Source organism: Achromobacter sp. MUI-25009338, assembly GCF_057359325.1.
In genome coordinates this window covers 4,339,079-4,362,932 of sequence record NZ_CM170627.1, presented here as the reverse complement: position 1 = coordinate 4,362,932, position 23,854 = coordinate 4,339,079, and the positions used below count along the sequence as shown (strand labels likewise).

The window sequence follows — 23,854 nt, the reverse complement described above, 5'->3', positions numbered from 1 at the left end:
GCTTTATTCCTCCTCGCCCGCGCCCTTGGCGAGTTCGGCCTTGAGCAGGAACGCCTGGCCGGTGGCGATGGTCTCGCCGGCGGACAGCCCCTTGGCGACTTCGATGCGGCCGGCGCTGCGCGGCCCGATCGTGACGAAGCGGGCCTTGAAGCCTTCGGCGGTGCGGATGAACACCGCGTCCTTGCCTTCCAGCGTCTGCACCGCCTCCTCGGGAATGACGATGCCGGCGGAAGCCGCCTTCTTTTCTGGAAAGATGCGCACGCGCACCGCCAGTCCGGGCTGCAGCGAGCCGGCCGCGACGTCGATGACGGCGGTCGCCTGGCGGGTGGCGCTGTTGAGCGATGGCGTGACCGAGCGGACCTGCGCCTCCAGCGTGGCGTTGCCGGGCAGTTCGACGACGGCGCGGTCGCCGGCGGCGATGCGTGCGGCGTCGCCGGGCAGGATGGCGGCCTCGACCTGGATTTTCCGGGGGTCGGCGATCCGGAACAGTTCGGCGTCGGGCTGTACGTAGGCGCCCAGGCTCGCGCTTTGCGCGGTGATGCGGCCGTCGATCGGGCTGGCCACGGCCACGCCCTGGCCGTCCTTGGTGACGTTGGCCACTTCGGCTTCGACCTGCGCGCGGCGCGCATCGGCGGCGGCGGCGCGCGCTTCGGCCTGTGCCTGCTCCAGGTCGACCCGCGCCGAGACCTGCTGCTTGTAGAGATACTGCTCGCGCGCCAGATTCTTGCGCGCCAGTTCGGCGCGCGCGTTGGCGGCGGTGCGCGCGGCGGCCAGCTGGGCGGCATCGCGGCTGGCGACCACCGCCAGCGCCTCGCCGGCCTGCACCGGATCGCCCAGCCGCTTGAGCACCTGCGTCACCGCGCCCGCGGCGCGGGCGGTGACGACGGCCTCGCCGCCGGGCTGCGGCGCGACGATGGCCTGCGCATTGATCTCCGATTGCAGGCCGCCGGCGCGCAGCACTTCCGTGGTGATGCCGGCCTCGCGTATCGCTTCCTCGCTCATCGCCAGGCTGTCGGCGGGGGCCGGTTCGGCGGCCGCCGCCGCAGCAGCCGGCGCGCTGCCGGCGACGGCTGCGGCGGGCGCCGTATAGCGGGCGAGGGCGAAGCCGCCGGCGCCGGCCAGCAGCACGGCGCCGATCACGCTGCGGATCAGGCGCTTGTCATATGGATTCATTTCCGGTCTCCGAAACAGTTGTGCAGCGGGCGCCATGCTCAGCGGCCGATGATGCGGTCGATCTCCGCGCGGGCGAGAAAGGCCTCGCCCAGCACGTTCAAGTAGGAGATGTTTCCCTGCGTCAGGGTGCGCTGCGCGTCCAGCACTTCCAGGTAGTTCATCTTTCCCGCGGCGAAACCGGTCCGGGCGGCCTCGTACGCTTTCTGCGCGCCGGGCAGCACGGCGTCCCGGTACTCCCTGGCGGACGCCGCGGCCAGGTCGTAGCGCGAGGCCGCCTGCAGCAGCGCCGTGCCCAGGCGCGCCTGGGTGTCGCGGTAGAGATCCTGGGCCTTGTAGGACCGCATCGAGGCGGCGTAGACGTTGCCCTGGTTGCGGTCGAACAGCGGCAGCGGAATGGAGACGCCGAACTGCCCGCGGTTGCGCCCCATCTGGTTGTCGCGCGCCACGCCCACGCCCACGGTCACGTTGGGAAAGCGCTTGGTCTTTTCCACTTCCAGCTCGGCCCGGCTGAGTTCGACCGACGCGCGGCCGGCCTCCATGCGCGGAGACTGGCCCAGCGAGGCCTGCAGCTCGTCGAGCGACGGCCGGGGCGGCAGGCTGTCCAGGCTGGCCGAGACGCGCTCGAAGTCGGGCGCGCTGTCGCCCCAGTTCAGGGCAAGCGCGCGGCGCGCGTTCTCCCAGTCGTTGCGCGCCTTCTTTTCCGCCAGGCGCGCATTGCTCAGCTCGACCTGCGCGCGGGTTTTTTCCAGCGGCGCGCCCTTGCCGGATTCGACCCGCGCGGCGGCGATGCGCAGCGCGTTCTCGGCGATCTGCCGGGTTTCGTCGGCCACGCGCATATTCTCCTGGGCCACGGCCACCTCAAAAAATGCCGTCGCCACCGCGGCGCGCAGATCGGATTGCGCGGCCTGCACGTCCAGCCTGGACATGTCGCGGGCGAGGCTGGCGGCCTTCACCCGCGCGCCGCGCTTGCCGCCGGTTTCTATCGGAATGTTCAGCATCGTCGTGGTGGTGCGCGTCGCGCGCTTCTGGTCGTCCACGTTGATGTCGATGCTGGGGTTGGGTATGAGCCCGGCCTGCGTCACCAGCCCGTCGGCGGCGCGCGATTCATTGCGCGCGGCGGCCAGCATGGGATTGCGTTCCAGGGCCCGGTCCATCGCCTGTTGCAGCGTGATGGCGCCGCCCTGATCCGCCGCCGCGGCCGCGGCTGAAAGCGCGCAAAAAACGGCGCCCGTCATGAATTTCCTGATACGTGGGGAAAGCATAGTTACGTTCCGCTGGAACTGCAGACCGCTGGTACTGTATCGAAGCGTTCCCGTCAGAATGTCGACGTCAGCATGACAAATTTGTCGGACGTTCGTGGCCCTGGCGGACGCTGACCGATTTGTAATCTGGCGGAACGGCGCCTGACGCGATTGCGTCTGTAAGATGTCGGCAATCGATGAGGACTGTTCATGATTCATCCCCGCCGATCGTTGCGGCGTTGGCTTTCGCGCTGGCTGGTGTTGCAGACTTTCGCCGCGCTGGGGCTGGTGTGCGCGGTGGTCTATATCTCCGTCGACCTCAACCTGATGTCGCGCCAGAGAATCCACCTCGAAGAAAGAAAAGAGGTGATCGTCCACCTGGTCCAGGAATTCGATTCCTACGGCGACCTGTCCAGCCTGAAGCACAAGCTGGAGGATTTCTTCTATGGCAAATCCGAACTCAGCCTGCGGCTGAACGTCAATGGCGAACTCGTCACTTACGGCCCGGACGTGTCGTTGCTGGACGCCGGGGATCTCAAGCTGACCCGCTTCACGCTGGCCATGCCCGGCCGGCCCGACATGCGCATGGAGGCGCAACTGCTGCTGGACGCGTCATCCGACCGCCATCTGCTATCGATGCTGGCATGGACGCTGTTCGCCTGCGCGCTGGGCGGCGCCCTGATCGTGTCGGTGATCGCCGACGTGCTGGTGCGCCGCGCCCTGGACCCGCTGCGCGACGTGGGCCGCCAGGCCGAACAGCTGTCGCCCGACCGCATAGGCGAACGGCTGGACGAGAGCGGCCTGGCCGAGGAGCTGCAGCCGCTGGTGCGGCAGTTCAACCAGGTGCTGCAGCGCCTGGAACGCGCCTACGTGCAGATGGAAGGCTTCAACGCGGACGTGGCGCACGAGCTGCGCACGCCGCTGGCGACGCTGGTGGGCCAGACCGAACTCGCGCTGTCGGCGCCGCGCTCCAGCGAAACGCTGCGCGAGATGCTGGGCTCCAACCTCGAAGAACTGCAGCGCATGTCCGGCATCATCAACGACATGCTGTTCCTGGCGCAGGCCGACGGCGGTGCGACGGCGCGCTCGCGTCAGCCGGCGGACCTGCGCGAACTGGTGCGGGAAGTGCTGGCCTACCACGAGGCCGAAGCGCTCGACGCCGGCGTGAGTTTCGCCATCGTGGGCGACCGGAGCGCGGAGGTCGACCGGACCCTGTTCCAGCGCGCGGTCTCGAACCTGGTGTCGAACGCCGTGCGCTACGCCTATCCCGACACGCAGGTCGAAGTCCATATCCAGGACATCGGCGACAGCCAGGTCCGCATCGCGGTGAGGAACATCGGCGATCCGATAGACGCCGAGCATCTGCCGCGGCTGTTCCACCGTTTCTATCGCCTGGACTCGTCCAGGGCCAGCGATACCGTGCATCACGGGCTGGGCCTGGCGATCGTGGCGGCCATCGCCCGCATGCACGGCGGCCAGTCGTATGCGGCGAGCGACGCCGCCGGCACCACCATCGGCTTCAGCGTCGACCTCGGGCGCTAGCGGACGGCACAGTCCGAACCTTGCAGCGACATTACATTTTTCGCGGCGCAGCGTGTCATATTCGTAATGCATCTGTCTGCCTTTTGACGCTGGCGCGGGAATAAAGTTTTCAGTACCGACTATCGGCGTGGGCGCGCATCGCGCCGGCGCCGGCGTCGCGCCATTTCGGAACTATTCAGGCCGACCGGATGAAAATACTGATAATCGACGACGAGAAAAAACTAGCGGACATAGTAAGACGCAGCCTGATGGAGAACGGCTACCTCGCCGATATCGCGCTCGATGGCACCAGCGGCCTGCAGCTGGCGTATGAAGTGCAGTACGATCTGATCATCCTGGACATCAATCTTCCCGACATGGAGGGGTTTGAAGTCCTGCAGCGCATCCGCCAGAACGATGCCGTGATGGTCATGATGCTGACCGCGCGATCCAGCCTGGAGGACCGCGTGCGGGGGCTGGAGCAGGGCGCCGACGATTACCTGCCCAAGCCGTTCGCGCTGTCCGAACTGCAGGCCCGCGTGCTGGCCCTGCGCCGCCGCGGCGCCAGCGTGGAGAACGGGCGCGGCCCCAACGTGCTGCGCGTGGCCGACCTGGAGCTGGACCTGCTGCGGCGGCGCGTGATGCGCGCCAACGCGCGCATCGACCTGACGGCAAAGGAGTTCTGTCTGCTCACCATACTCATGCGGCGCCAGGGCGAAGTGGTGTCGCGGCTGGTGCTGGCCGAGCAGGTCTGGGACATGAATTTCAGCAGCAACACCAACGTCGTGGAGGTGGCGGTGCGGCGCCTGCGCTCCAAGATCGACGATCCCTTCGACACGCGGCTGCTGCATACGGTGCGCGGCATGGGCTACACGCTCGAACACCGCTCGGACTGAACGGGAGCGGCGCGAGGCCGCTCCCGGTTTGCTGCTTAGAACGAGTGGCGCATGCCCACCAGCGCTTCGGTGGCCTTGGCGTCGCTCAGGAACGCGAAGTTCTTGGTGTACGAACCCACGGCATACAGGCTGGTGCGCTTGGACAGGCTGTAGGTATAGCCCAGCGCGAACGTATTCGACGTGGAGTCGCCGCCGGTCAGGTCGCGGCCGTTCGGATCCACGCGCTGCCACGACGCGAACATGCCGCTGGAGGCGCCGGTGGGAACCGACACGGCGAGCAGGTACGAGTTGGTGTTGAAGTTGTTGAGGAAAGCGTTCGACGGGGTTCCGCGGAAGCCGTTGATGGCGGCCCCGGACGGCAGCCCCTTGCCGGCGAACCAGCCGTCGGTCGCGCGTTCATAGGCCGCGGCGATTTTCAGCGCCTCGAAGTCATAGGACGCGCCCACGGTGTACGCGCGCGGCGTGGCGCTGGTCTTGGCCGAACTCAGCTTGTTGGAGGGATTGAGCTGCTCGTACGAAACGAACGCCATCAGCGGGCCGTTGTTGTAGCTCAGGCCGCTGGTGATCGCGCGGGTATTGTCGGCGGTGGCGAATCCGGTCTGGGCCGCGGTCTGGTCGTTGGCGTTGAAGGCATAGCCGGCGGAGAAGCGGAAACCGCCGCCGAAGCTCGAGGACTCATACAGGGCCAGGTTGTCGTAGCGGACCCAGTACGAACTGCTGAAACCCAGCCCGCCGCCGGTATTCAGCTGGGTGAACCCGCCGCCGAAGTTCGAGCCGAACATGCCGGCCATCATGCGCGTGGCCACGTTGTACTGGCGGCCGAGGCGGAATTCGCCCCAGTCGGCGCTGCCCAGGCCGATCGTGGCGTTACGGCCGAACAGGCGGCCGCCCTGCGACGAACTGCCGTTGGTCGAATCGAAGCCCGACTCCAGCTGGAACGAGGCATACAGGCCGCCGCCCAGGTCTTCCTTACCGCGCAGGCCCCAGCGCGAACCGGCGGTCTGGCCGGTGGTGGCGCCGAAGCGGCTGGCCTTGAAGTCGCTGCTCACCCCGGTGACCGGGTTGGTGTACGAACCGTCCACCTTGGCGAAGCCGATACCGGTATCGATCTTGCCGTAAAGCGTGACCGACGTTTCCGCGTGCGCCGCCGCGGTCGAGAGCGTGGCCGCCGTAGCGGCCAACAGGATGGTCTTTTTCACGATTGCTCCTTGATAGATTTGGGCTGCTTGCTTGCGCCAGGCCGGCAGAAGGAGCGTCGGGAAAAAGAAGAGCTGTCATTCACGATGCAACTGCCCGATCCACCGGCCTTGGCTTTTGCCAGTGTGGGTAGCGGCATTCGTCAATCAGCCGACATGGGAATTACATATTTGTTCCGATATGGTTATCTTGGCCGCGGAGCATATCCGACGCCATCGTCTAAGTCCTTGTTTTTGCAGGGGGGGCAGGCGACCCGTCGGGAATGGGCGCGAGCGTCCGATATTCAAGCCGCTGTAAGAGCAGGGCAGTTTTACTGTCGCAAATCCACCACGAACAAATAATCCCGCGCGGCCCGATCATGACCAAAAAGTAATTTCCCCGTCGGGATTTTGGCAGAACCGGATAGGTAGACTTTTTCCTACGCGCTGTCGTCGGCCTGATATCGGGACCGATGACGGATGATGAAACTGCCTACAGGAATGCCCTATGAAAAACTCTCTGAATATGCTGCTGGCCATTATCGCGATCGCAGCCGCGCCGCAAGCCATGGCCCAGTCCGCGCCCCGCGCCGTGGTTCAGGATGCCGCCCGCTCCGCGCCCCAGCGCGAACTCTCCCGCGCCGAAGTCCAGGCCGACCTCGCCCTCTGGAAACGCGCCGGCGTGGCGGACTTCTGGAACCGCGAGCTGACGCCCGATATCTATAGCAGCGAATACCGGGCGGCTTATGCGGAGTACCTGCGACTGCGTTATGGGCCGGCATATCAGGAAGAATTGCAGCGGCTGCAGTAATGCATTCTGATTGAGTGAATGAAAAAGGGCGGACCGGTTATGCGGTCCGCCCTTTTTTAAATCTCAGGAGTGAATATTATTCGTCCAGCTTGCGAGCCGATTCCAGCGCTCCCGCCGCGGCCTCATAAATTCCACCGTCACGGCGGCCCACGACCAGGACGACTATGTCCGGCGGGATTGCATTATCCCTCACCAGATATACCAATCTATAGCCGACGCCGCGCAGCTTGATTTTGTAGCAATCAACCAAGGGCGGATGAAGTTGCGACCCAGGTAACCGGGGAGTGTCCAGCCGTTTCTTCAGAGCCGCTTTGAACAGGGTTTTGATGGAGCCATCCAACGCGTCCCATTCCCGCCTTGCCTCTGGAACAAAGAAAAGCCTGTATGCCACTTACAGCTCGTCAAGGCTGACTTCGACGGCCCGATCGACCGATTTCAGGCGCGAGCGAACCAGCGATTCGAGCTGGCGCTCATCGTACAGCTCAGCCATCTGCGCCATGAGCTCCGGTGAAACAGTGTAGAAGGCCGGACGATTGTGGTTGAGCACCGCCACCGGCTGCCCCTGGGCATCTTCGACCACCTTGCCAGGGTTCTGCTTGAACTCGGAGATACTGACGGTCAGCAAGCTATGGATGCGTTCCATACGTCACCTAAATAGGGCTAAATTTAGACCTATTTTGGCTGAAGAAGCGTTTAATGTCGAGCATGAGAGGGGCAGGCATGGGAGTGGCAGCGTGTATTGATCCTGCGGGCTGACGTGCCCCCGGAATGTCCGTACAGATACCAAAACGTCGGTTGCGCCATGTGGCGACAACTGAGACAGTTTTAGACAGAAAAGGGCGGATCGGTTAACCCGTCCGCCCCTGTCCTGTACTGTCTAATGCTTGCTAATTTGGTGGAGCCGGGGGGAATTGAACCCCCGTCCGCAAGCCCTCCGCAACCAGTTCTACATGCGTAGTCGATCTATTTGGTTTTAACCCTGGACTTAGCCAACCGACAGGCCGGACCAGAGCGATTCACGTAATTTAAATTTGAACCGTGTGACCCCAGTTCAAACCGATTCCTTGTGAATGTCGCTGCTGCGGTTCGAGGGTTGCCCCCCTAGGAAGTTGCCTTCCTCCGCCTGACCCAAGGACAGATCAGTGCAGCGGCTCACCGCTTAAGCGGCGAGAGCGAAACGCTCGTCGTTGGCGTTTGTAGTGTTCCAGTGGATTAACGAGCGAACTGGTGCTCGGCATGCCCTGAGTTGTTTCGCGACCCACGTCGAATCCGGATCGGCCCCAAGTAAGACCTATTGTACTGGGAAATCCCATAGCCTGCACGGTTTCCCGTGCAGGCGTGGCCCGGGGGAGACAGCGCCGGTCAGGCCGGGTTCGGGCAGGCGGCCTTGGCCGCCGGGCGGGCGCGGGAGGCGGCCATCAGCAGCAAAGCCAGACCGACCGAAAGGCCGACGATGGCGGCGGCGGCCCAGCCCAGGGCGCCCAGGCCGTACTGGTCGATGACGTGGCCGCCGACCACGGCGCCCAGGCCGATGCCGATGTTGGCGCCCGAGATATTCAGGGACGCGGCAAACGCCGGCGCTTCGGGGGCGGATTTCATCAGCCGCACGTGGCAGACGATGAAGAGCGCCGCCTGCGCGATGCCCCAGACGCCCAGCGCCACGGCCAGCAGGCCGTGCGAGGCCATGACCGGCGCCAGCGCGGCCAGGCCGGCGGCCATCAGGCTGGAGAAGAGGGCGGTAGCGCCCAGCGGGCTGCGGTCCACCAGGCGGCCGCCCAGGGTGTTGCCGACCAGGCCGACCGCGCCGAACGCCATCATGGTCCAGCCCACGATCTGGCCGTTGAAGCCGGCCAGCCGCTCCAGCATGTCGGCCAGGTAGGTGTAGGCGGTGAACATGCCGGTGAAGACCAGCAGCGAAAGCAGCACGTGGCCGACCACGATGGGGCGGCGCAGGATGCGCAGCTGCGTAATGAGCCGGACGCCGTCGCCGTGGACCCGGATGCTGGGAAAGGCGAAAAGCAGCAGCACGGCCTTGGCGAAGGCGACGGCCGACAGCACGGCGAAGGCGGCGCGCCAGCCGAAGGCGTCGGAGATGAGCACGCCGATGGGAATGCCGAACACCGTGGCGGCCACGATGCCGAAGGTCACCGTGGAAATGGCGCGTCCGGCGCGGGCCGGGCCGACCAGCTCGACCGCCGTGGCGCTGGCCAGGGACCAGAACACGGGCAGGGCCAGCGCCGGGACGAAGCGGGCGACGGCCATGACCCAGATGTTGGGGGCGACCGCCGCCAGCGCGTTGGACAGGCCGAAAAGCAGCAGCACGCCGATGAACAGCCGCTTGCGCTCGATGTTCGCCATGAGCGCGGTCAGCAGCGGCCCGGTCGCGGCCACGGTGAAGGCGAACAGCGAGACCAGCAGGCCGGCCTGGGACACGGTGACGTCCAGGTCGCGGGCCAGTCCCGGCAGCAGTCCGACGATCAGGAATTCCGTCGTCAGGATGGTGAAGCCGGCGGCGGAAAGCAGCAGGATGGGCAATAGCATGGGCGTTCTCGGGCGCGACGCACCGCGGCGCGCGGACAGGCGATGGTGAAGGGAGGGCGGCGCCGCGGCGGAGATTGCGGCGAAGGCTTCGGGTAGACCCTGATGCCGTGCATGGGTCACACTTTAAGTGACCGGGCTATCAGGATAAAGATGGCGATCGCGGAAAGATTATTCCGTCTATCAGACTAATTCGCCTGGCCGGCGCCGGGACCGGGACGGGAGCGGCCCGTCCCTTCGGGCGGCCCTAGCGCAGGTCGCTGGGCAGCAGGGGCTCGATGGCCGGCCACAGCTCCGCGGGGGAGTGGGCGCAGGTCTCGGCTTCCCAGGTCGTGATGTTGTCGTCTTCGCCGACGTAGCCGTAGGCCGCGGCGACGGCGGGCATGCCGGCGGCGTGCGCGGCCTGGATGTCGCGCAGGTCGTCGCCGACGTAGACGCAGCGGTCCACGGCAAAGCCGGCCTCGCGCGCGGCGTGCTGCAGCGGCAGGGGATGGGGCTTGGCGTGCGCCGTGGTGTCGCCGCAGACCAGCACGGCGCTGTCGCGCGTCAGGTCCAGGTGTTCGACGATGGGCAGGGTCAGGTAGGTGACCTTGTTGGTGACGATGCCCCAGGACAGGCCGCGGCGGCGGATATCGGCCAGCAGCTCGCCGATGCCGGGGAACAGCTTGCTGTGGACGGTGGAGCCGGCCGCGTAGTCTTCCAGGAACTGCAGGCGGGTGGGCTCGTAGTCGGGATCTCCGGGCTTGAGGCCCAGCGCCACGCGCAGCAGGCCGCGCGCGCCCTGCGAGGCCACCGGACGCAGCAGTTCGTAGGCCATCGGTTCCAGGCCCTTGCGGGTGCGTTGGCGGTTGGCCGCGGCGGCGAGGTCGGGGGCGGTGTCGGCCAGCGTGCCGTCGAAGTCGAACAGGATCAGGGCGCTCATTTGCGGGTAGCCATCAGGTAGTTGACCGAAGTATCGGATGACAGGGAGTAGATCTGGGTGATCGGGTTGTATTCCATGCCGCGCATGCCGACCGGCTCCAGGCCGGCGCCGCGCGCCGCCGCCGACAGCTCGCTGGGCTTGATGAACTGCTCGTAGCTATGGGTGCCGCGCGGCAGCAGGCGCAGCACGTATTCCGCGCCCACGATGGCGAACAGAAAGGATTTGGGGTTGCGGTTCAGGGTGGAGAAGAACACCCAGCCGCCCGGTTTGACCAGGGTCGAGCACGCGCGCACGATGGAGGCCGGGTCCGGCACGTGTTCCAGCATTTCCATGCAGGTGACCACGTCGTAGTGGCCGGGCCGTTCGGCCGCCAGCTCTTCGACCGGGACCTTGCGGTATTCCACTTGCACACCGGATTCCAGGCCGTGCAGGCGCGCCACCTTCAGGGACTTGTCGGCCAGGTCGATGCCGGTGACCGCCGCGCCGCTTTTGGCCATGGATTCGGACAGGATGCCGCCGCCGCAGCCCACGTCCAGCACGGTCTTGCCGGCCAGGCTGCCCGCGCACTCCTGGATCCATTCGAGCCGCAGCGGATTGATGGCGTGCAGCGGCTTGAACTCGCTTTCGGGGTCCCACCAGCGGCTGGCCAGGGCGCCGAACTTGTCCAGTTCGGCCTGGTCGGCGTTGACGGCGGGGCGGGCGGTGTCGTGGGTTTGCGTGGTCATGGGCAGTCCAGCGTAAGGCGACGCTATATATAGAGGGGCTCCTGCGCGCCTGGCGAGGAGGGGCGCCGCACCGCTGCACCAAAAGGGTGCGCAGGCGACGAAAAAAAGGCCTCGCTATGCGAGGCCCCTTTATTGTAGCTAGTCCGGCAATTACTTGCGGCTACCCACGATTTCGATCTCAACGCGACGGTTCTGGGCGCGGCCTTCCTTCGTCTTGTTGGAAGCGATCGGGTTCAGCTCGCCCTTGCCTTCCGTGTAGATACGGTTGGGGTCGATACCCTTGCTGACCAGGTAGCTCTTGACCGAAGCGGCACGACGCTCGGACAGCTTCTGGTTGTAGGCTTCGGTGCCGATCGAGTCGGTGTGGCCCACAGCGATGATGGTTTCGAGGTCGATGCCGTTGGCTTGCTGGGCGACTTGGTCCAGCAGCTGGCGGCCTTCGGGCTTCAGGGTCGACTTGTCGAAGTCGAAGAACGTGTCGGCGTTGAACACGACCTTGGCCGCCATCGGGGCGGGCTTCGGCTTCTGTTGCGCAACCGGAACGCCGTCGCAGCCGGGGATGCCGGTGGCCGGGGTCCAGAACGCATCGCGCCAGCACAGTTCGTTCGTGCCGTTCTTCCAAACGTCACCGAACGGATTGCGCCAGTTGTCCACCGTGTCGGGATAGGTCTGGGCCGAGGCTACACCCGAGGCCGTGACGGCGGCGAAGGCGAGCGCCAGAGCGAATTTGGAGGGTTTGTTCATGTTTCTCCTCGTTGAGCTTGAAGCTGGATAAGTGACTCGCAGCGAACCCCCGCCGCATATCAGGAAAACGGGGCCAGTATAGCAACGCCAAGAGCTGGTTCAAAGGAATAGCTACTGGGTTTCCTGCGTGCTGGAAACAATCTTAAGGCATTTGGGGGGCTTTGGCTTCCCTGGACAGGCGCATTGACGCTGGATATGACGTTTTCGGCGCTCCATCGGTTTTCCATGTTGGTTTTTGACAACAGGCCCGCAGGGCGCGGGCGGACGCGCCGGCGGCCGGGTCTGGATGTCGTCCGGCCGGGCCCGCCGGCGAGCGTCCCGGGGCGCTCCTTCTGACCGCTCGGTGAATCGAATGATAGAATTTCCTGTTTACCCGGCCCGGGTTCCTCCTTACACGATTCTGTCGTTATATATATGGATTCCTTTGCCAAGGAGACGCTTCCGGTATCGCTGGAAGAAGAGATGCGCCGCAGTTACCTCGATTACGCGATGAGCGTGATCGTGGGTCGGGCGCTACCGGATGTGCGGGACGGCCTCAAGCCCGTCCACCGGCGCGTGCTCTACGCGATGCACGAACTGAACAACGACTGGAACCGCGCCTACAAGAAGTCGGCGCGTATCGTCGGGGACGTCATCGGTAAGTACCACCCCCACGGCGACCAGTCCGTCTACGACACCATCGTCCGCATGGCGCAGGATTTCTCCATGCGCTACATGCTGGTGGACGGCCAGGGCAACTTCGGCTCGATCGACGGCGACAACGCCGCGGCGATGCGTTACACCGAAATCCGCCTGGCCAAGATCGCCCACGAGCTGCTGGCCGACATCGACCAGGAAACGGTGGACTTCGGCCCCAACTACGACGGCAGCGAACAGGAACCGCTGCTGCTGCCGTCGCGCCTGCCCAACCTGCTGGTCAACGGCAGCTCGGGCATCGCGGTGGGCATGGCCACCAACATTCCGCCCCACAATCTGCAGGAAGTGGTCGACGGCTGCCTGTACTGCCTGCGCAATCCGGCGTGTTCGGTCGACGAGCTCATGGAGCTCATCCCGGCGCCCGATTTCCCCACCGGCGGCGTCATCTACGGCATGTCGGGCGTGCGCGAAGGCTACCGCACCGGCCGCGGCCGCGTGGTCATGCGCGCCAAGACCCACTTCGAGGACATGGAGAAGGGCAACCGCCAGGCCATCGTGGTCGACGCGATTCCCTACCAGGTCAACAAGAAGACGCTGCAGGAGCGCATCGCCGAGCTGGTCAACGACAAGAAGATCGAAGGCATCTCCGACATCCGCGACGAGTCCGACAAGGACGGCATGCGCCTGGTCATCGAGCTCAAGCGCGGCGAGGTTCCCGAGGTCGTCCTGAACAACCTCTACAAGAACACGCAGCTGCAGGACACCTTCGGGATGAACCTGGTGGCGCTGGTCGACGGCCAGCCGCGCCTGCTCAACCTGAAGCAGATGATCGACTACTTCCTGCAGCACCGCCGGGAAGTGGTCACGCGCCGCACGGTGTTCCAGCTGCGCAAGGCCCGCGAACGCGGCCACGTGCTGGAAGGCCTGGCCGTGGCGCTGGCCAACATCGACGACTTCATCGCCATCATCAAGGCTGCGCCGACCCCGCCGGTCGCGCGCCAGGAACTGATGGCGCGTTCCTGGGATTCGTCGCTGGTGCGCGAGATGCTGTCGCGCGCCGACGGCGACACGCCGGGAGGCCGCGCGGCCTTCCGCCCGGACGACCTGGGCGCCGAATTCGGCCTGCAGGGCGACGGCCTGTACCGCCTGAGCGATACGCAGGCGCAGGAAATCCTGAACATGCGCCTGCAGCGCCTGACCGGGCTGGAGCAGGACAAGATCGTCGGCGAATACAAGGACATCATGTCCACCATCGCCGACCTGCTCGACATCCTGGCGCGCCCCGAGCGCATCACCACCATCATCGGCGAGGAACTGCAGGCCATCAAGGCCGAGTTCTCGACCGGCGCCAAGGACTCGCGCCGCTCGGAAATCGAGCTCAACGCAACCGAACTCGACACCGAAGACCTGATCACGCCGACCGACATGGTCGTGACCCTGTCGCACGGCGGCTACATCAAGAGCCAGCCGCTGTCCGAATACCGCTCGCAAAAACGCGGCGGACGCGGCAAGCAGGCCACGGCCATGAAGGAAAACGACTGGATCGACCAGCTCTTCATCGCCAACACGCACGACTTCCTGCTGTGCTTCTCCAACCGCGGCCGGGTGTACTGGCTGAAGGTCTGGGAAGTGCCGCAGGGCACGCGCAATTCGCGCGGCAAGCCCATCGTCAACATGTTCCCGCTGGCCGACGGCGAGAAGATCACGGTGGTGCTGCCGGTCAAGGAATTCAGCGAAGACCACTACGTGTTCATGGCGACCTCGCGCGGCACGGTCAAGAAGACGCCGCTGTCGGACTTCTCCAATCCGCGCAAGGCCGGCATCATCGCCGTGGACCTGGACGACGGCGACTACCTGATCGGCGCCGACCTGACCGACGGCAAGCACGACGTCATGCTGTTCTCCGACGCCGGCAAGGCCGTGCGCTTCGACGAGAACGACGTGCGCCCGATGGGCCGCAACGCCCGCGGCGTGCGCGGCATGATGCTGGAAGACACCCAGACCGTGATCGCGCTGCTGGTCGCGGGCGACGAAACCCAGAGCGTGCTGACCGCCACCGAGAACGGCTACGGCAAGCGCACCCCGATCACCGAGTACACGCGCCACGGCCGCGGCACCAAGGGCATGATCGCCATCCAGACCAGCTCGCGCAACGGCAAGGTGGTGGGTGCGGTGCTGGTCATGCCTTCGGACGAGATCATGCTGATCACGACCGGCGGCGTGCTGGTGCGCACGCGCGTCTCGGAAATCCGTGAAATGGGCCGCGCCACGCAGGGCGTCACCCTCATCAACGTCGACGACGGCAGCTCGCTGTCGGGCGTGCGCCGGGTCGTGGAAAGCGACGCGGACGATGACGGCGACCTCGACGAGGACGGCCAGGGCACGGATGGCGGCGACGGCAACGGCGCAGCCGACACGACGGATTCGACCGAACCTACGGAGCAATAATGGCCCGCCCCTGGAACTTCTCGGCAGGCCCCTCGGCCTTGCCCGAGGTGGTGCTGCAGCAAGCCGCTGCGGAAATGCTGGACTGGCACGGCAGCGGCATGTCCGTGATGGAAATGAGCCATCGCGGCAAGCACTTCGTGCAGATCTGCGATGAAGCCGAATCGGACCTGCGCGACCTGCTGCAACTGCCGGCGGACTACGCCGTCATGTTCATGCAGGGCGGGGGTTCCGGGGAAAACGCCATCGTGCCCATGAACCTCATGGGGCGCCGCGGCACGCCGGCGGCCGACTTCGTGGTCACGGGCCACTGGTCCAAGCGTTCCTACAAGGAAGCCGGCCGCTACGGCAGCACGCAGCTTGCGGCCAGCAGCGAGCAGGCCGTCGAGCTCGACGGCCGCGAGCAGGCCCCGCTGACCTGGGTGCCGCCGGTCGAGACCTGGCAGGTGCGCAAGGATTCCGCCTATCTGCACCTGTGCAGCAACGAGACCATCGGCGGCGTCGAATTCATGGACTGGCCGGACACCGCCGCGCTGGGCGCGCCCGACGTGCCGCTGGTGGTCGACGCCTCTTCGCATTTCCTGTCGCGTCCCATGGACGTGACGCGCTGCGGCCTGCTGTATGCGGGCGCGCAGAAGAACGCCGGTCCGGCGGGCGTGACCGTCGTCATCGCGCGCCGCGACCTGATCGGCCATGCCCTGCCGATCTGTCCGTCCGCGTTCGACTACGCCAACGTGGCCGCCGAGCACTCGCGCTACAACACGCCGCCCACTTTCGCGATCTACGTCGCGGGCCTGGTGTTCAAGTGGGTCAAGGCCAACGGCGGCGTGGCCGGCATGGAAGCCGCCAACAAGGCCAAGGCCGACCTGCTGTACGGCTACCTGGACAGCACCTCGTTCTACCGCAATCCTGTACACGCGCCGGTGCGTTCGCGCATGAACGTGCCGTTCGTGCTGCGCGACGAATCGCTCAACGAGGCCTTCCTGCAAGGCGCGGACGCCGCCGGCCTGACGCAGCTGAAGGGCCACAAGAGCGTGGGCGGGATGCGCGCCTCCATCTACAACGCCGTGCCCCTGGCCGCCGTGCAGGCGCTGGTCGAGTATCTGAAGGAATTCGAGCGCCGCTATGGATGATGAACTGCAAAGCAAGCTGCTCCCGCTGCGCCAACGCATCGACGCGCTGGACGCGCAGATCCTCGAATTGCTGACGCAGCGCGCGCGCGCCGCGCTCGAAGTGGGCGAGGCCAAGCACGCCGCGCACGCCGACGGCCCGGTGCTGCGCCCCGAGCGCGAGGCCGACGTCATCCGGCGCCTGCAGCAGACCAACCCCGGCCCGTTCCCGAACGCGGGCGTGGCGGCCGTGTGGACCGAGATCATCTCGGCCTGCCGCGGCCTGGAACGCGGCATGACGGTCGCCTTCCTGGGGCCGCAGGGCTCGTTTTCCGAACAGGCGGCGATGGAGCATTTCGGCCATGCCGTGCAGCAGCTGCCGTGCGCGTCCTTCGATGAAGTGTTCCGCGCCGTCGAGGCCGGCCAGGCCGACGTGGGCATGGTGCCGGTGGAGAACTCCACCGAAGGCGCCGTCAACCGCAGCCTGGACCTGCTGCTGAACACGCCGCTCAAGATCCTGGGCGAGCGTTCGCTGGTGATCCGCCATTGCCTGATGTCGCAGTCCGGCAGCATGGACGGCATCAAGACCATTTCCGCGCATCCGCAGGCGCTGGCCCAGTGCCAGGGCTGGCTGACGCGCCACTATCCCGGCGTGCCCCGCGTGGCCGCGTCCAGCAATTCCGAGGCCGCGCGCGCGGCCGCGTCCGACCCCTCCATCGCCGCGATCGCGGGCGAGGTGGCCGCGCCCGCCTGGAACCTGAAGATCGCCGCCGCCGGCATCCAGGACGACCCGCAGAACCGCACCCGGTTCCTGGCCATCGGCAATATCGAGCCGCTGGTCAGCGGCCGCGACAAGACCAGCCTGATCCTGGCCGTGCCCAACCGCGCCGGCGCGGTCTACGAAATGCTGGCCCCGCTGGCGGCCAACGGCGTGTCGATGACGCGTTTCGAATCGCGTCCGGCCCGCACCGGCCAGTGGGAATACTATTTCTACGTCGACGTGCTGGGCCACCGCAACGATCCGAACGTCGAACGCGCGCTTGCCGCCCTGCAGGCGCAGGTCGCCTACCTGAAAGTGCTGGGTTCCTACCCGGCGTCGTGAGCCTCCACAACATGACCACCGCATCCAAGCCCCTCGCCGCCCCGGCGCACGTCAGCGCCATCGCCCCCTACCAGGCGGGCAAGCCCATCGAAGAACTGGCCCGCGAGTTCGGGCTGGATCCGGCCGGCATCGTCAAGCTGGCGTCCAACGAAAATCCGCTGGGCATGCCCGGCTCGGCGCGCGAGGCCATGCTGGCCGCGGCCGAATCGCTGGCGCGCTACCCCGATCCCAACGGCTTCGACCTGAAGGCCGCGCTGGCCGAGCGCTACGGCGTGCCGATGAACTGGATCACGCTGGGCAACGGCTCCAACGACATCCTGGAAATCGCCGCGCTGGCGCTGCTGGAGCCGGGCGCTTCCGCCGTGTACGCGCAGCACTCGTTCGCGGTGTACCGCCTGGCCACGCAGGCGCGCGGCGCGCGCCACATCGTGGTGCCGGCCAGGGACTACGGCCACGACCTGGACGCGATGTTCGACGCCATCGCCGACGACACCCGCCTGGTGTTCATCGCCAACCCGAACAACCCCACCGGCACTTTCGTGCCGGGCGAGCAGGTCGCGGCCTTCCTCGAACGCGTGCACGCCGCCCACGGCGAGCGCGTCACGGTGGTGCTGGACGAGGCCTATAACGAATACCTCGATCCCGAGTTCCGTTTCGACAGCACCGAGCTGGTGCGCCGCTATCCCAACCTGATCGTCTCGCGCACCTTCTCCAAGGCCTACGGCCTGGCCGGCCTGCGCGTGGGCTTCGCGGTGGCGCAGCCGGCCCTGACCGACCTGCTCAACCGCGTGCGCCAGCCGTTCAACGTCAACACGCTGGCGCAGGCCGCCGCCGTGGCCGCGCTGGGCGACGCCGCCTATCTGCAGCAGGCCTACTCCCTGAACAAGGCCGGCAAGGCGCAGCTGTGCGCCGCGTTCGAGGCCCTGAAGCTGCGCTACGTGCCCAGCTACGGCAACTTCGTGCTGGTGCACGTGGGCGATGCGCCGCGCATCAACCTCGAACTGCTCAAGCGCGGCGTGATCGTGCGCCCGGTGGCCGGAGACGGCCTGCCCGAGTGGCTGCGCGTGTCCATCGGCCTGCCCGAAGAGAACCAGCGTTTCATCGACGCGCTGGGCGCCATCCTGTCAGCATGAACGACGCTGCACTGTCTTCCGATCAGGGGGCCGCTGGCCCCCTGATTCCTGTATTGGCCGTCGTCGGCGTGGGCCTGATCGGCGGTTCGTTCGCCGCGGCGCTGCGCAGCGCCGGGCAGGTCGGCGTGGTGCTAGGGGCGGGACGCAATCCGCAGTCGCTGGCGCGCGCGCGCGAACTGGGCCTGATCGACGAGGCCGTGTCGCTCGAAGAGGCGGCCGCGCGCGCCGACCTGATCCTGCTGGCCACGCCGGTGGGCGGCCTGGCCGACGCCTTGTCGCGCATGCGCGCGCACCTGCGCGCCGGCGCCGTGCTCACCGACGCCGGCAGCACCAAGGCCGAGGTGGCCGCCGCGGCGCGCGCCGCGCTGGGCGAGCGGGCTGCGCAGTTCGTGCCCGGCCATCCGATCGCCGGCGCCGAACGCACCGGACCGGAAGCCGCGCAGGCCGACCTCTATCGCGATCGCACCGTCATCCTGACGCCGCTGCCCGGGAATTCCGCGGCCAGCGTCGATCTGGTGCGCCGCGCCTGGCTGGCCTGCGGCTCGCAAGTGATCGACATGGACGCCGACGCGCACGACCGGCTGCTGGCCTCGGTCAGCCATCTGCCGCACCTGCTGTCGGCGGTCTACATGAACCAGGTGGCCACGGCCGCCGACGCCGCCACCCGCCTGGATCTGGCGGGCAGCGGCTTTCGCGATTTCACGCGCATCGCGGCGGGTTCGCCGGAGATGTGGCGCGATATTTTCCTGTCCAACCGCGACGCGATGCTGGCCGAGCTGGCCGAGGTCCGCGCGGTGCTGGACCGGGCCGAGCACGCCATCGCCGCGGGCGACGGCGCGGCCTTGTCGACGCTGCTGGAGACGGCAGCGCGGGCGCGCCGCAACTGGCGCAAGGAGTAGCTGACATGGGCGCTTTGCCTTATCTGGATCTGCCCCGGGTGCGCCAGGCGCGGGGCGAAGTGGCCCTGCCGGGCTCCAAGAGCATTTCCAACCGCGTGCTACTGCTGGCCGCGATCGCCGAAGGCGGCACGGCCATTACCGGGCTGCTGGATTCGGACGACACCCGCGTGATGCTGGCCGCCCTGCGCCAGCTGGGCGTGCAGGTCTCGGACCTGGACGCCGGCCGCGTCACGGTGCAGGGCGTGCCGCGCTTTCCGGTCGAAAGCGCCGACCTTTTCATGGGCAACGCCGGCACCGCCATCCGTCCGCTGACCGCGGCGTTGGCGCTGATGGGCGGCGACTACCGGCTCTCGGGCGTGCCGCGCATGCACGAGCGTCCCATCGGCGACCTGGTCGACGCCTTGAACGCGCTGGGCGCGCGCATCGATTACCTGGGCCAGCCGGGCTATCCGCCGCTGCGCATCGGCCGCGGCGAAATCGCCGGCGACGCGGTGGCGCGGGTGCAGGGGTCGGTCTCCAGCCAGTTCCTGACGGCGCTGCTGATGGCCGCGCCGCTGCAGGCGCGCGCCAGCGGCAAGCCGGTGGCGATCGAGGTCATCGGCGAGCTGATCTCCAAGCCCTATATCGAAATCACGCTGAACCTGATGGCGCGCTTCGGCGTGCAGGTGCGGCGCGAGGGCTGGAGCCGCTTCGTCATCGAGGCCGGCGCGTCCTACCGCAGCCCCGGGCAGATCGCGGTCGAGGGCGACGCGTCCACGGCGTCCTACTTCATGGCGCTGGGCGCGATCGGCGGCGGTCCGCTGCGCGTGACCGGCGTGGGCGCCGACAGCATCCAGGGCGACGTCGCGTTCGCCGACACCCTGGCCGGAATGGGCGCCCAGGTCAGCTACGGCCCCGGCTGGATCGAAGTGTCCGGCGCGCGCGTGGCCCAGGGCGAGCGCCTGAAGGCCTTCGACACCGATTTCAACCTGATCCCCGACGCCGCCATGACCGCGGCCGCGCTGGCGCTGTACGCCGACGGCCCGTGCCGGCTGCGCAACATCGGCAGCTGGCGCGTCAAGGAAACCGACCGCATTCACGCCATGCAGACCGAGCTGGCCAAGCTGGGCGCGCAGGTGGAATCGGGGCCGGATTGGCTGCGGGTCACGCCGCCGGCCGCCGATGGCTGGCGCGACGCGCACATCGGCACCTGGGACGACCACCGCATGGCGATGTGCTTCTCGCTGGCGGCGTTCGGCCCCGCGGCCGTACGTATTCTCGACCCCGGCTGCGTCAGCAAGACCTTCCCGGGTTACTTTGATGTCTACGCGGGCCTGGTTGCGGCCTAGCGACAATTACTCCATGACTTCGACTTCCTCCGAACTCTCCACCGCCGTTCCCGTCATCACGATCGACGGCCCCACCGCGTCCGGCAAGGGCACCGTGGCCCACCGGGTCGCCAAGGCCCTGGGCTGGGAAGTGCTGGACAGCGGCGCGCTGTATCGCCTGACCGCCCTGGCCGCGATCGAGCGCGGCCTGTCGGCCGACGACGAGCCCGCCGTGGCGCGCGCGGCCGAGACGCTGGACGTGCGTTTCGACGGCCCCCATATCTACCTGGAGGGCAGGGAGGTCGGCCACGACATCCGCCGCGAGGAAGTCGGCAATTTCGCCTCGCGCGTGGCGGCGTTCCCCGGCGTGCGCCAGGCGCTGCTCGAGCGCCAGCGCGCCTTTCGCCGGGCGCCCGGCCTGGTGGCCGACGGGCGCGACATGGGCACGGTGGTGTTTCCCGACGCGCCGCTGAAAGTGTTCCTGGTCGCCGACGTGGTCGCGCGGGCGCAGAGGCGCTGTAAGCAGTTGATCGAAAAGGGAATTTCTGCTAATCTAGACGACCTTTTGCGGGATATGCGCGAGCGCGACGCACGGGATACCGGGCGGGCGGCCGCGCCATTGGCTCCCGCAGCGGATGCACACGTACTGGATTCGTCGAATCTGACGATTGCGGAAACGGTGCAGGCAATACTGGATTTCTGGGGCGCCACGGCGTCCGGATCCGAATAGATTTGTTTTTTAGGCCCTGCTCAAGCCAGGCGACACCCCCACGGGCCACCCCGCAAGGGTAAGCCAGCAGGCAGGTATTTTGACTCCACTGTGGCGGGCAATCCGCTGCGGTGTGTTTTTAACGGCCATTGCGGCCCAATGGATTTCAACCCCATGTCTTCCGTTTCCACTACCGCCACCGGCGGCGAAAGCTTCGCCGACCTTTTCGCACAAAGCCTCAAGAGCCAGGACATGAAGTCCGGCGAGGTCATCAGCGCCGAAGTCGTGCGCGTCGACCACAACTTCGTCGTCGTCAACGCCGGCCTGAAGTCCGAAGCGCTGATCCCCCTGGAAGAGTTCCTGAACGACCAGGGCGAACTCGAAGTGCAGCCCGGCGATTTCGTCTCGGTGGCCATCGATTCCCTGGAAAACGGCTACGGCGACACCATCCTGTCGCGTGACCGCGCCAAGCGCCTGTCGGCCTGGCTGCAACTGGAAAAGGCCCTGGAGAACGGCGAACTGGTCACCGGCACCATCACCGGCAAGGTGAAGGGCGGCCTGACCGTCATGACCAACGGCATCCGCGCATTCCTGCCGGGTTCGCTGGTGGATCTGCGCCCGGTCAAGGACACCACCCCGTACGAAGGCAAGACCCTCGAATTCAAGGTCATCAAGCTCGACCGCAAGCGCAACAACGTCGTGCTGTCGCGTCGCCAGGTGCTGGAAGCCAGCATGGGCGAAGAGCGCCAGAAGCTGCTCGAAACCCTGCACGAAGGTGCCGTGGTCAAGGGCGTGGTCAAGAACATCACCGACTACGGCGCGTTCGTGGACCTGGGCGGCATCGACGGCCTGCTGCACATCACCGACATGGCCTGGCGCCGTGTGCGTCACCCGTCCGAAGTCCTGCAAGTGGGTCAGGAAGTCGAAGCCAAGGTCCTCAAGTTCGACCAGGAAAAGAGCCGCGTCTCGCTGGGCGTCAAGCAGCTGGGCGAAGATCCGTGGGTCGGCCTCGCTCGCCGCTACCCGCAAGGCACCCGCCTGTTCGGCAAGGTCACCAACCTGACCGACTACGGCGCGTTCGTTGAAGTCGAAGCCGGCATCGAAGGCCTGGTGCACGTCTCCGAAATGGACTGGACCAACAAGAACGTCGATCCGCGCAAGGTCGTGACCCTGGGCGAAGAAGTCGAAGTCATGGTCCTGGAAATCGACGAAGACCGTCGCCGCATTTCGCTGGGCATGAAGCAGTGCCGCCAGAACCCGTGGGAAGAGTTCGCCACCAACTTCAAGCGTGGTGACAAGGTCCGCGGCGCCATCAAGTCGATCACCGACTTCGGCGTGTTCGTCGGCCTGCCCGGCGGCATCGACGGCCTGGTCCACCTGTCCGACCTGTCGTGGACGGAAGCTGGCGAAGAAGCCGTGCGCAACTTCAAGAAGGGCGACGAGATCGAAGCCGTGGTCCTGGGCATCGACACCGACAAGGAACGCATCTCGCTGGGCATCAAGCAGCTGGAAGGCGACCCGTTCAACAACTTCGTCGCCACTTTCGACAAGGGCGCCGTGGTTCCGGGCACCATCAAGTCGGTCGAAGCCAAGGGCGCCGTCGTGACGCTGTCCGTGGACGTCGAAGGCTACCTGCGCGCTTCCGAGATCTCCTCGGGCCGCGTCGAAGATGCCACCACTGTCCTGAGCGTCGGCGAAAACATCGAAGCCATGATCGTCAACATCGACCGCAAGACGCGTTCGATCCAGCTGTCGATCAAGGCCCGCGACAACGCCGAGACCGCCGAAACGATCCAGCGTATGTCCGATGCCAGCGCCTCGTCCGGCACCACCAACCTCGGCGCGCTGCTGAAGGCCAAGCTGGACCAACAGCGCAACGACGGTTAATTCGTGACCAAGTCGGAGCTGATCGCCGCCTTGGCGGCCCGCTATCCTCAGCTGGCCGCCCGCGACACCGATTACGCGGTCAAGACCGTGCTCGATGCGATGACCCAGGCCCTGGCCTCGGGCCAGCGCATCGAGATCCGCGGTTTTGGCAGCTTCTCGCTGTCGCAGCGGTCTCCCCGAATCGGGCGCAACCCGAAATCCGGCGAACAGGTGCTGGTGCCTGGCAAACAGGTGCCGCACTTCAAGGCGGGCAAGGAATTGCGCGAGCGGGTGGACTTGGCCGGCGGCAACGATGAGGACGCTCAATCCTCCGGATCGAGTGAACCGATGCCGTCGATGGTGAGTCTGCACGCCATGCATTGACGGCACGGCTGAAAGGCTGCCTTCGGGCGGATCGGACCGCGAACCAGGCCCCTTGAGCAATCAAGGGGCTTTGTTTTTGCGGGTCGGGTTTTTTCTCGCGGCGGGCGGGAGACGTCGCTTACAATTGAAAGTCTCGATTTCTAAGGAGCATGCGCCATGCGCTACCTCGTCTGGGCCCTGCGATTGCTCGTGTTCGTTGCGGTATTGATGTTCGCCTTGAAAAACACCGATCCGGTCGCCGTGAAGTTCTACGCCGACTACGTGGTGCAGGACGTCCCGCTCATCGTCGTGATGCTGGTGGTTTTCGTGCTGGGCGCCTTGTTCGGCCTGCTGCTGACCGTGCCCGCCGCCGTGCGCCGCCGCCGCGAGGCCATGCGCCTGCGCCGCGAGCTCGACCGCGTCCAGGCCGCCGTCAACGGCACCACGCCGGCCGTGCCGCCCGAAGCCGTCGCGCCGATGTCGCCGCTGTAATGCCGTTGCCCATCTCGTTTTCCGTACCGACCTGCCGCAAGGGCCTG

22 protein-coding genes and 1 other RNA gene are annotated in these 23,854 nt (G+C 66.5%); 13 read left to right on the top strand and 10 right to left on the bottom strand.

Features of this window, described 5'->3' with window-relative positions; all coding sequences use genetic code 11:
• Window positions 1-3 precede the first annotated feature (3 nt).
• Both AC1IQ6_RS20695 and AC1IQ6_RS20690 read right to left on the bottom strand, forming a co-directional pair.
• Window positions 4-1,173, bottom strand: a complete 1,170-nt coding sequence (locus AC1IQ6_RS20695; protein ID WP_485865238.1) for an efflux RND transporter periplasmic adaptor subunit — start codon at window positions 1,171-1,173, stop codon at window positions 4-6.
• A gap of 38 nt (window positions 1,174-1,211) precedes the next feature.
• The gene (locus AC1IQ6_RS20690; protein WP_246842518.1) at window positions 1,212-2,408 is read right to left on the bottom strand and encodes a TolC family protein; all 1,197 of its coding nucleotides are present in this window, start codon (window positions 2,406-2,408) and stop codon (window positions 1,212-1,214) included.
• A gap of 216 nt (window positions 2,409-2,624) precedes the next feature.
• On the opposite strand from AC1IQ6_RS20690, the gene AC1IQ6_RS20685 reads away from it, so the two are divergent.
• Both AC1IQ6_RS20685 and AC1IQ6_RS20680 read left to right on the top strand, forming a co-directional pair.
• Window positions 2,625-3,956 (top strand): heavy metal sensor histidine kinase, encoded by a 1,332-nt coding sequence (locus AC1IQ6_RS20685; RefSeq protein ID WP_485865237.1) that lies wholly within the window; start codon window positions 2,625-2,627, stop codon window positions 3,954-3,956.
• A gap of 188 nt (window positions 3,957-4,144) precedes the next feature.
• Window positions 4,145-4,831 carry a heavy metal response regulator transcription factor gene (locus AC1IQ6_RS20680; RefSeq protein ID WP_111826665.1) on the top strand — a complete coding sequence of 229 codons (687 nt, stop codon included), beginning with the start codon at window positions 4,145-4,147 and terminating at the stop codon, window positions 4,829-4,831.
• Between the two features lie 35 nt (window positions 4,832-4,866).
• Here the strand turns inward: AC1IQ6_RS20680 and AC1IQ6_RS20675 are convergent, their stop codons facing one another.
• Window positions 4,867-6,030 (bottom strand): porin, encoded by a 1,164-nt coding sequence (locus AC1IQ6_RS20675; RefSeq protein ID WP_485865236.1) that lies wholly within the window; start codon window positions 6,028-6,030, stop codon window positions 4,867-4,869.
• A 484-nt stretch (window positions 6,031-6,514) separates the two neighbouring features.
• On the opposite strand from AC1IQ6_RS20675, the gene AC1IQ6_RS20670 reads away from it, so the two are divergent.
• Window positions 6,515-6,817: a DUF4148 domain-containing protein gene (locus AC1IQ6_RS20670; RefSeq protein ID WP_111826667.1), complete on the top strand. Its 303-nt coding sequence runs from the start codon at window positions 6,515-6,517 to the stop codon at window positions 6,815-6,817.
• Window positions 6,818-6,893: 76 nt separating this feature from the next.
• On the opposite strand, the gene AC1IQ6_RS20665 is transcribed toward AC1IQ6_RS20670, so the two are convergent.
• From AC1IQ6_RS20665 to ompA, 7 genes are all read right to left on the bottom strand, one after another.
• Entirely contained in the window at window positions 6,894-7,208 is a 315-nt protein-coding gene (locus AC1IQ6_RS20665; RefSeq protein WP_485865235.1) for a type II toxin-antitoxin system RelE family toxin, read from the bottom strand.
• The gene (locus tag AC1IQ6_RS20660; protein ID WP_209164935.1) at window positions 7,209-7,460 is read right to left on the bottom strand and encodes a type II toxin-antitoxin system prevent-host-death family antitoxin; all 252 of its coding nucleotides are present in this window, start codon (window positions 7,458-7,460) and stop codon (window positions 7,209-7,211) included.
• 250 nt (window positions 7,461-7,710) lie between these two features.
• Window positions 7,711-8,099, bottom strand: a transfer-messenger RNA (tmRNA) gene (gene ssrA / locus AC1IQ6_RS20655).
• 80 nt (window positions 8,100-8,179) lie between these two features.
• A complete protein-coding gene (locus tag AC1IQ6_RS20650; protein WP_485865234.1) occupies window positions 8,180-9,358 on the bottom strand; it encodes an MFS transporter in 1,179 nt (392 codons plus the stop codon).
• A gap of 244 nt (window positions 9,359-9,602) precedes the next feature.
• The gene (locus AC1IQ6_RS20645) at window positions 9,603-10,277 is read right to left on the bottom strand and encodes an HAD-IA family hydrolase (protein WP_102774895.1); all 675 of its coding nucleotides are present in this window, start codon (window positions 10,275-10,277) and stop codon (window positions 9,603-9,605) included.
• Window positions 10,274-11,002, bottom strand: a complete 729-nt coding sequence (ubiG, locus tag AC1IQ6_RS20640; protein ID WP_102774894.1) for a bifunctional 2-polyprenyl-6-hydroxyphenol methylase/3-demethylubiquinol 3-O-methyltransferase UbiG — start codon at window positions 11,000-11,002, stop codon at window positions 10,274-10,276. The genes AC1IQ6_RS20645 and ubiG overlap by 4 nt, the downstream gene beginning before the upstream one ends.
• Window positions 11,003-11,152: 150 nt before the next feature.
• Window positions 11,153-11,746 (bottom strand): outer membrane protein OmpA, encoded by a 594-nt coding sequence (gene ompA, locus AC1IQ6_RS20635; RefSeq protein WP_102774893.1) that lies wholly within the window; start codon window positions 11,744-11,746, stop codon window positions 11,153-11,155.
• Window positions 11,747-12,160: 414 nt separating this feature from the next.
• Here ompA and gyrA point away from each other — a divergent pair, with 414 nt between their 5' ends.
• From gyrA to AC1IQ6_RS20585, 10 genes are all read left to right on the top strand, one after another.
• Window positions 12,161-14,830, top strand: a complete 2,670-nt coding sequence (gyrA, locus tag AC1IQ6_RS20630) for a DNA gyrase subunit A (protein ID WP_102774892.1) — start codon at window positions 12,161-12,163, stop codon at window positions 14,828-14,830.
• Window positions 14,830-15,960 (top strand): 3-phosphoserine/phosphohydroxythreonine transaminase, encoded by a 1,131-nt coding sequence (gene serC, locus AC1IQ6_RS20625; protein ID WP_168202252.1) that lies wholly within the window; start codon window positions 14,830-14,832, stop codon window positions 15,958-15,960. The genes gyrA and serC overlap by 1 nt, the downstream gene beginning before the upstream one ends.
• Complete coding sequence (gene pheA, locus AC1IQ6_RS20620) at window positions 15,953-17,038, top strand: prephenate dehydratase (RefSeq protein WP_102774890.1); 1,086 nt, start codon at window positions 15,953-15,955, stop codon at window positions 17,036-17,038. The genes serC and pheA overlap by 8 nt, the downstream gene beginning before the upstream one ends.
• Before the next feature lie 11 nt (window positions 17,039-17,049).
• Window positions 17,050-18,171 (top strand): histidinol-phosphate transaminase, encoded by a 1,122-nt coding sequence (hisC, locus tag AC1IQ6_RS20615; protein ID WP_111826702.1) that lies wholly within the window; start codon window positions 17,050-17,052, stop codon window positions 18,169-18,171.
• Window positions 18,168-19,070 carry a prephenate dehydrogenase gene (locus AC1IQ6_RS20610; RefSeq protein WP_111826672.1) on the top strand — a complete coding sequence of 301 codons (903 nt, stop codon included), beginning with the start codon at window positions 18,168-18,170 and terminating at the stop codon, window positions 19,068-19,070. Before hisC ends, AC1IQ6_RS20610 begins: the two co-directional genes overlap by 4 nt.
• A gap of 5 nt (window positions 19,071-19,075) precedes the next feature.
• Entirely contained in the window at window positions 19,076-20,398 is a 1,323-nt protein-coding gene (gene aroA / locus AC1IQ6_RS20605) for a 3-phosphoshikimate 1-carboxyvinyltransferase (protein ID WP_102774888.1), read from the top strand.
• A 13-nt stretch (window positions 20,399-20,411) separates the two neighbouring features.
• Window positions 20,412-21,107 carry a (d)CMP kinase gene (gene cmk, locus AC1IQ6_RS20600; protein WP_102774887.1) on the top strand — a complete coding sequence of 232 codons (696 nt, stop codon included), beginning with the start codon at window positions 20,412-20,414 and terminating at the stop codon, window positions 21,105-21,107.
• Window positions 21,108-21,260: 153 nt separating this feature from the next.
• A complete protein-coding gene (rpsA, locus tag AC1IQ6_RS20595) occupies window positions 21,261-22,973 on the top strand; it encodes a 30S ribosomal protein S1 (RefSeq protein ID WP_168202253.1) in 1,713 nt (570 codons plus the stop codon).
• Between the two features lie 3 nt (window positions 22,974-22,976).
• On the top strand, window positions 22,977-23,336 hold the full coding sequence (locus tag AC1IQ6_RS20590) for an integration host factor subunit beta (RefSeq protein WP_013392394.1): 360 nt from the start codon (window positions 22,977-22,979) through the stop codon (window positions 23,334-23,336).
• Between the two features lie 156 nt (window positions 23,337-23,492).
• The gene (locus tag AC1IQ6_RS20585) at window positions 23,493-23,807 is read left to right on the top strand and encodes a LapA family protein (protein WP_102774885.1); all 315 of its coding nucleotides are present in this window, start codon (window positions 23,493-23,495) and stop codon (window positions 23,805-23,807) included.
• Window positions 23,808-23,854 lie beyond the last annotated feature (47 nt).

Bases quoted from the DNA above. Each gene is read 5' to 3' on its own strand.
- AC1IQ6_RS20695 (WP_485865238.1), bottom strand. From the start codon at position 1,173: ATGAATCCATATGACAAGCGCCTGATCCGCAGCGTGATCGGCGCCGTG.
- AC1IQ6_RS20690 (WP_246842518.1), bottom strand. From the start codon at position 2,408: ATGACGGGCGCCGTTTTTTGCGCGCTTTCAGCCGCGGCCGCGGCGGCG.
- AC1IQ6_RS20685 (WP_485865237.1), top strand. From the start codon at position 2,625: ATGATTCATCCCCGCCGATCGTTGCGGCGTTGGCTTTCGCGCTGGCTG.
- AC1IQ6_RS20680 (WP_111826665.1), top strand. From the start codon at position 4,145: ATGAAAATACTGATAATCGACGACGAGAAAAAACTAGCGGACATAGTA.
- AC1IQ6_RS20670 (WP_111826667.1), top strand. From the start codon at position 6,515: ATGAAAAACTCTCTGAATATGCTGCTGGCCATTATCGCGATCGCAGCC.
- AC1IQ6_RS20660 (WP_209164935.1), bottom strand. From the start codon at position 7,460: ATGGAACGCATCCATAGCTTGCTGACCGTCAGTATCTCCGAGTTCAAG.
- AC1IQ6_RS20650 (WP_485865234.1), bottom strand. From the start codon at position 9,358: ATGCTATTGCCCATCCTGCTGCTTTCCGCCGCCGGCTTCACCATCCTG.
- AC1IQ6_RS20645 (WP_102774895.1), bottom strand. From the start codon at position 10,277: ATGAGCGCCCTGATCCTGTTCGACTTCGACGGCACGCTGGCCGACACC.
- ubiG (WP_102774894.1), bottom strand. From the start codon at position 11,002: ATGACCACGCAAACCCACGACACCGCCCGCCCCGCCGTCAACGCCGAC.
- ompA (WP_102774893.1), bottom strand. From the start codon at position 11,746: ATGAACAAACCCTCCAAATTCGCTCTGGCGCTCGCCTTCGCCGCCGTC.
- gyrA (WP_102774892.1), top strand. From the start codon at position 12,161: ATGGATTCCTTTGCCAAGGAGACGCTTCCGGTATCGCTGGAAGAAGAG.
- serC (WP_168202252.1), top strand. From the start codon at position 14,830: ATGGCCCGCCCCTGGAACTTCTCGGCAGGCCCCTCGGCCTTGCCCGAG.
- pheA (WP_102774890.1), top strand. From the start codon at position 15,953: ATGGATGATGAACTGCAAAGCAAGCTGCTCCCGCTGCGCCAACGCATC.
- hisC (WP_111826702.1), top strand. From the start codon at position 17,050: ATGACCACCGCATCCAAGCCCCTCGCCGCCCCGGCGCACGTCAGCGCC.
- AC1IQ6_RS20610 (WP_111826672.1), top strand. From the start codon at position 18,168: ATGAACGACGCTGCACTGTCTTCCGATCAGGGGGCCGCTGGCCCCCTG.
- aroA (WP_102774888.1), top strand. From the start codon at position 19,076: ATGGGCGCTTTGCCTTATCTGGATCTGCCCCGGGTGCGCCAGGCGCGG.
- cmk (WP_102774887.1), top strand. From the start codon at position 20,412: ATGACTTCGACTTCCTCCGAACTCTCCACCGCCGTTCCCGTCATCACG.
- rpsA (WP_168202253.1), top strand. From the start codon at position 21,261: ATGTCTTCCGTTTCCACTACCGCCACCGGCGGCGAAAGCTTCGCCGAC.
- AC1IQ6_RS20585 (WP_102774885.1), top strand. From the start codon at position 23,493: ATGCGCTACCTCGTCTGGGCCCTGCGATTGCTCGTGTTCGTTGCGGTA.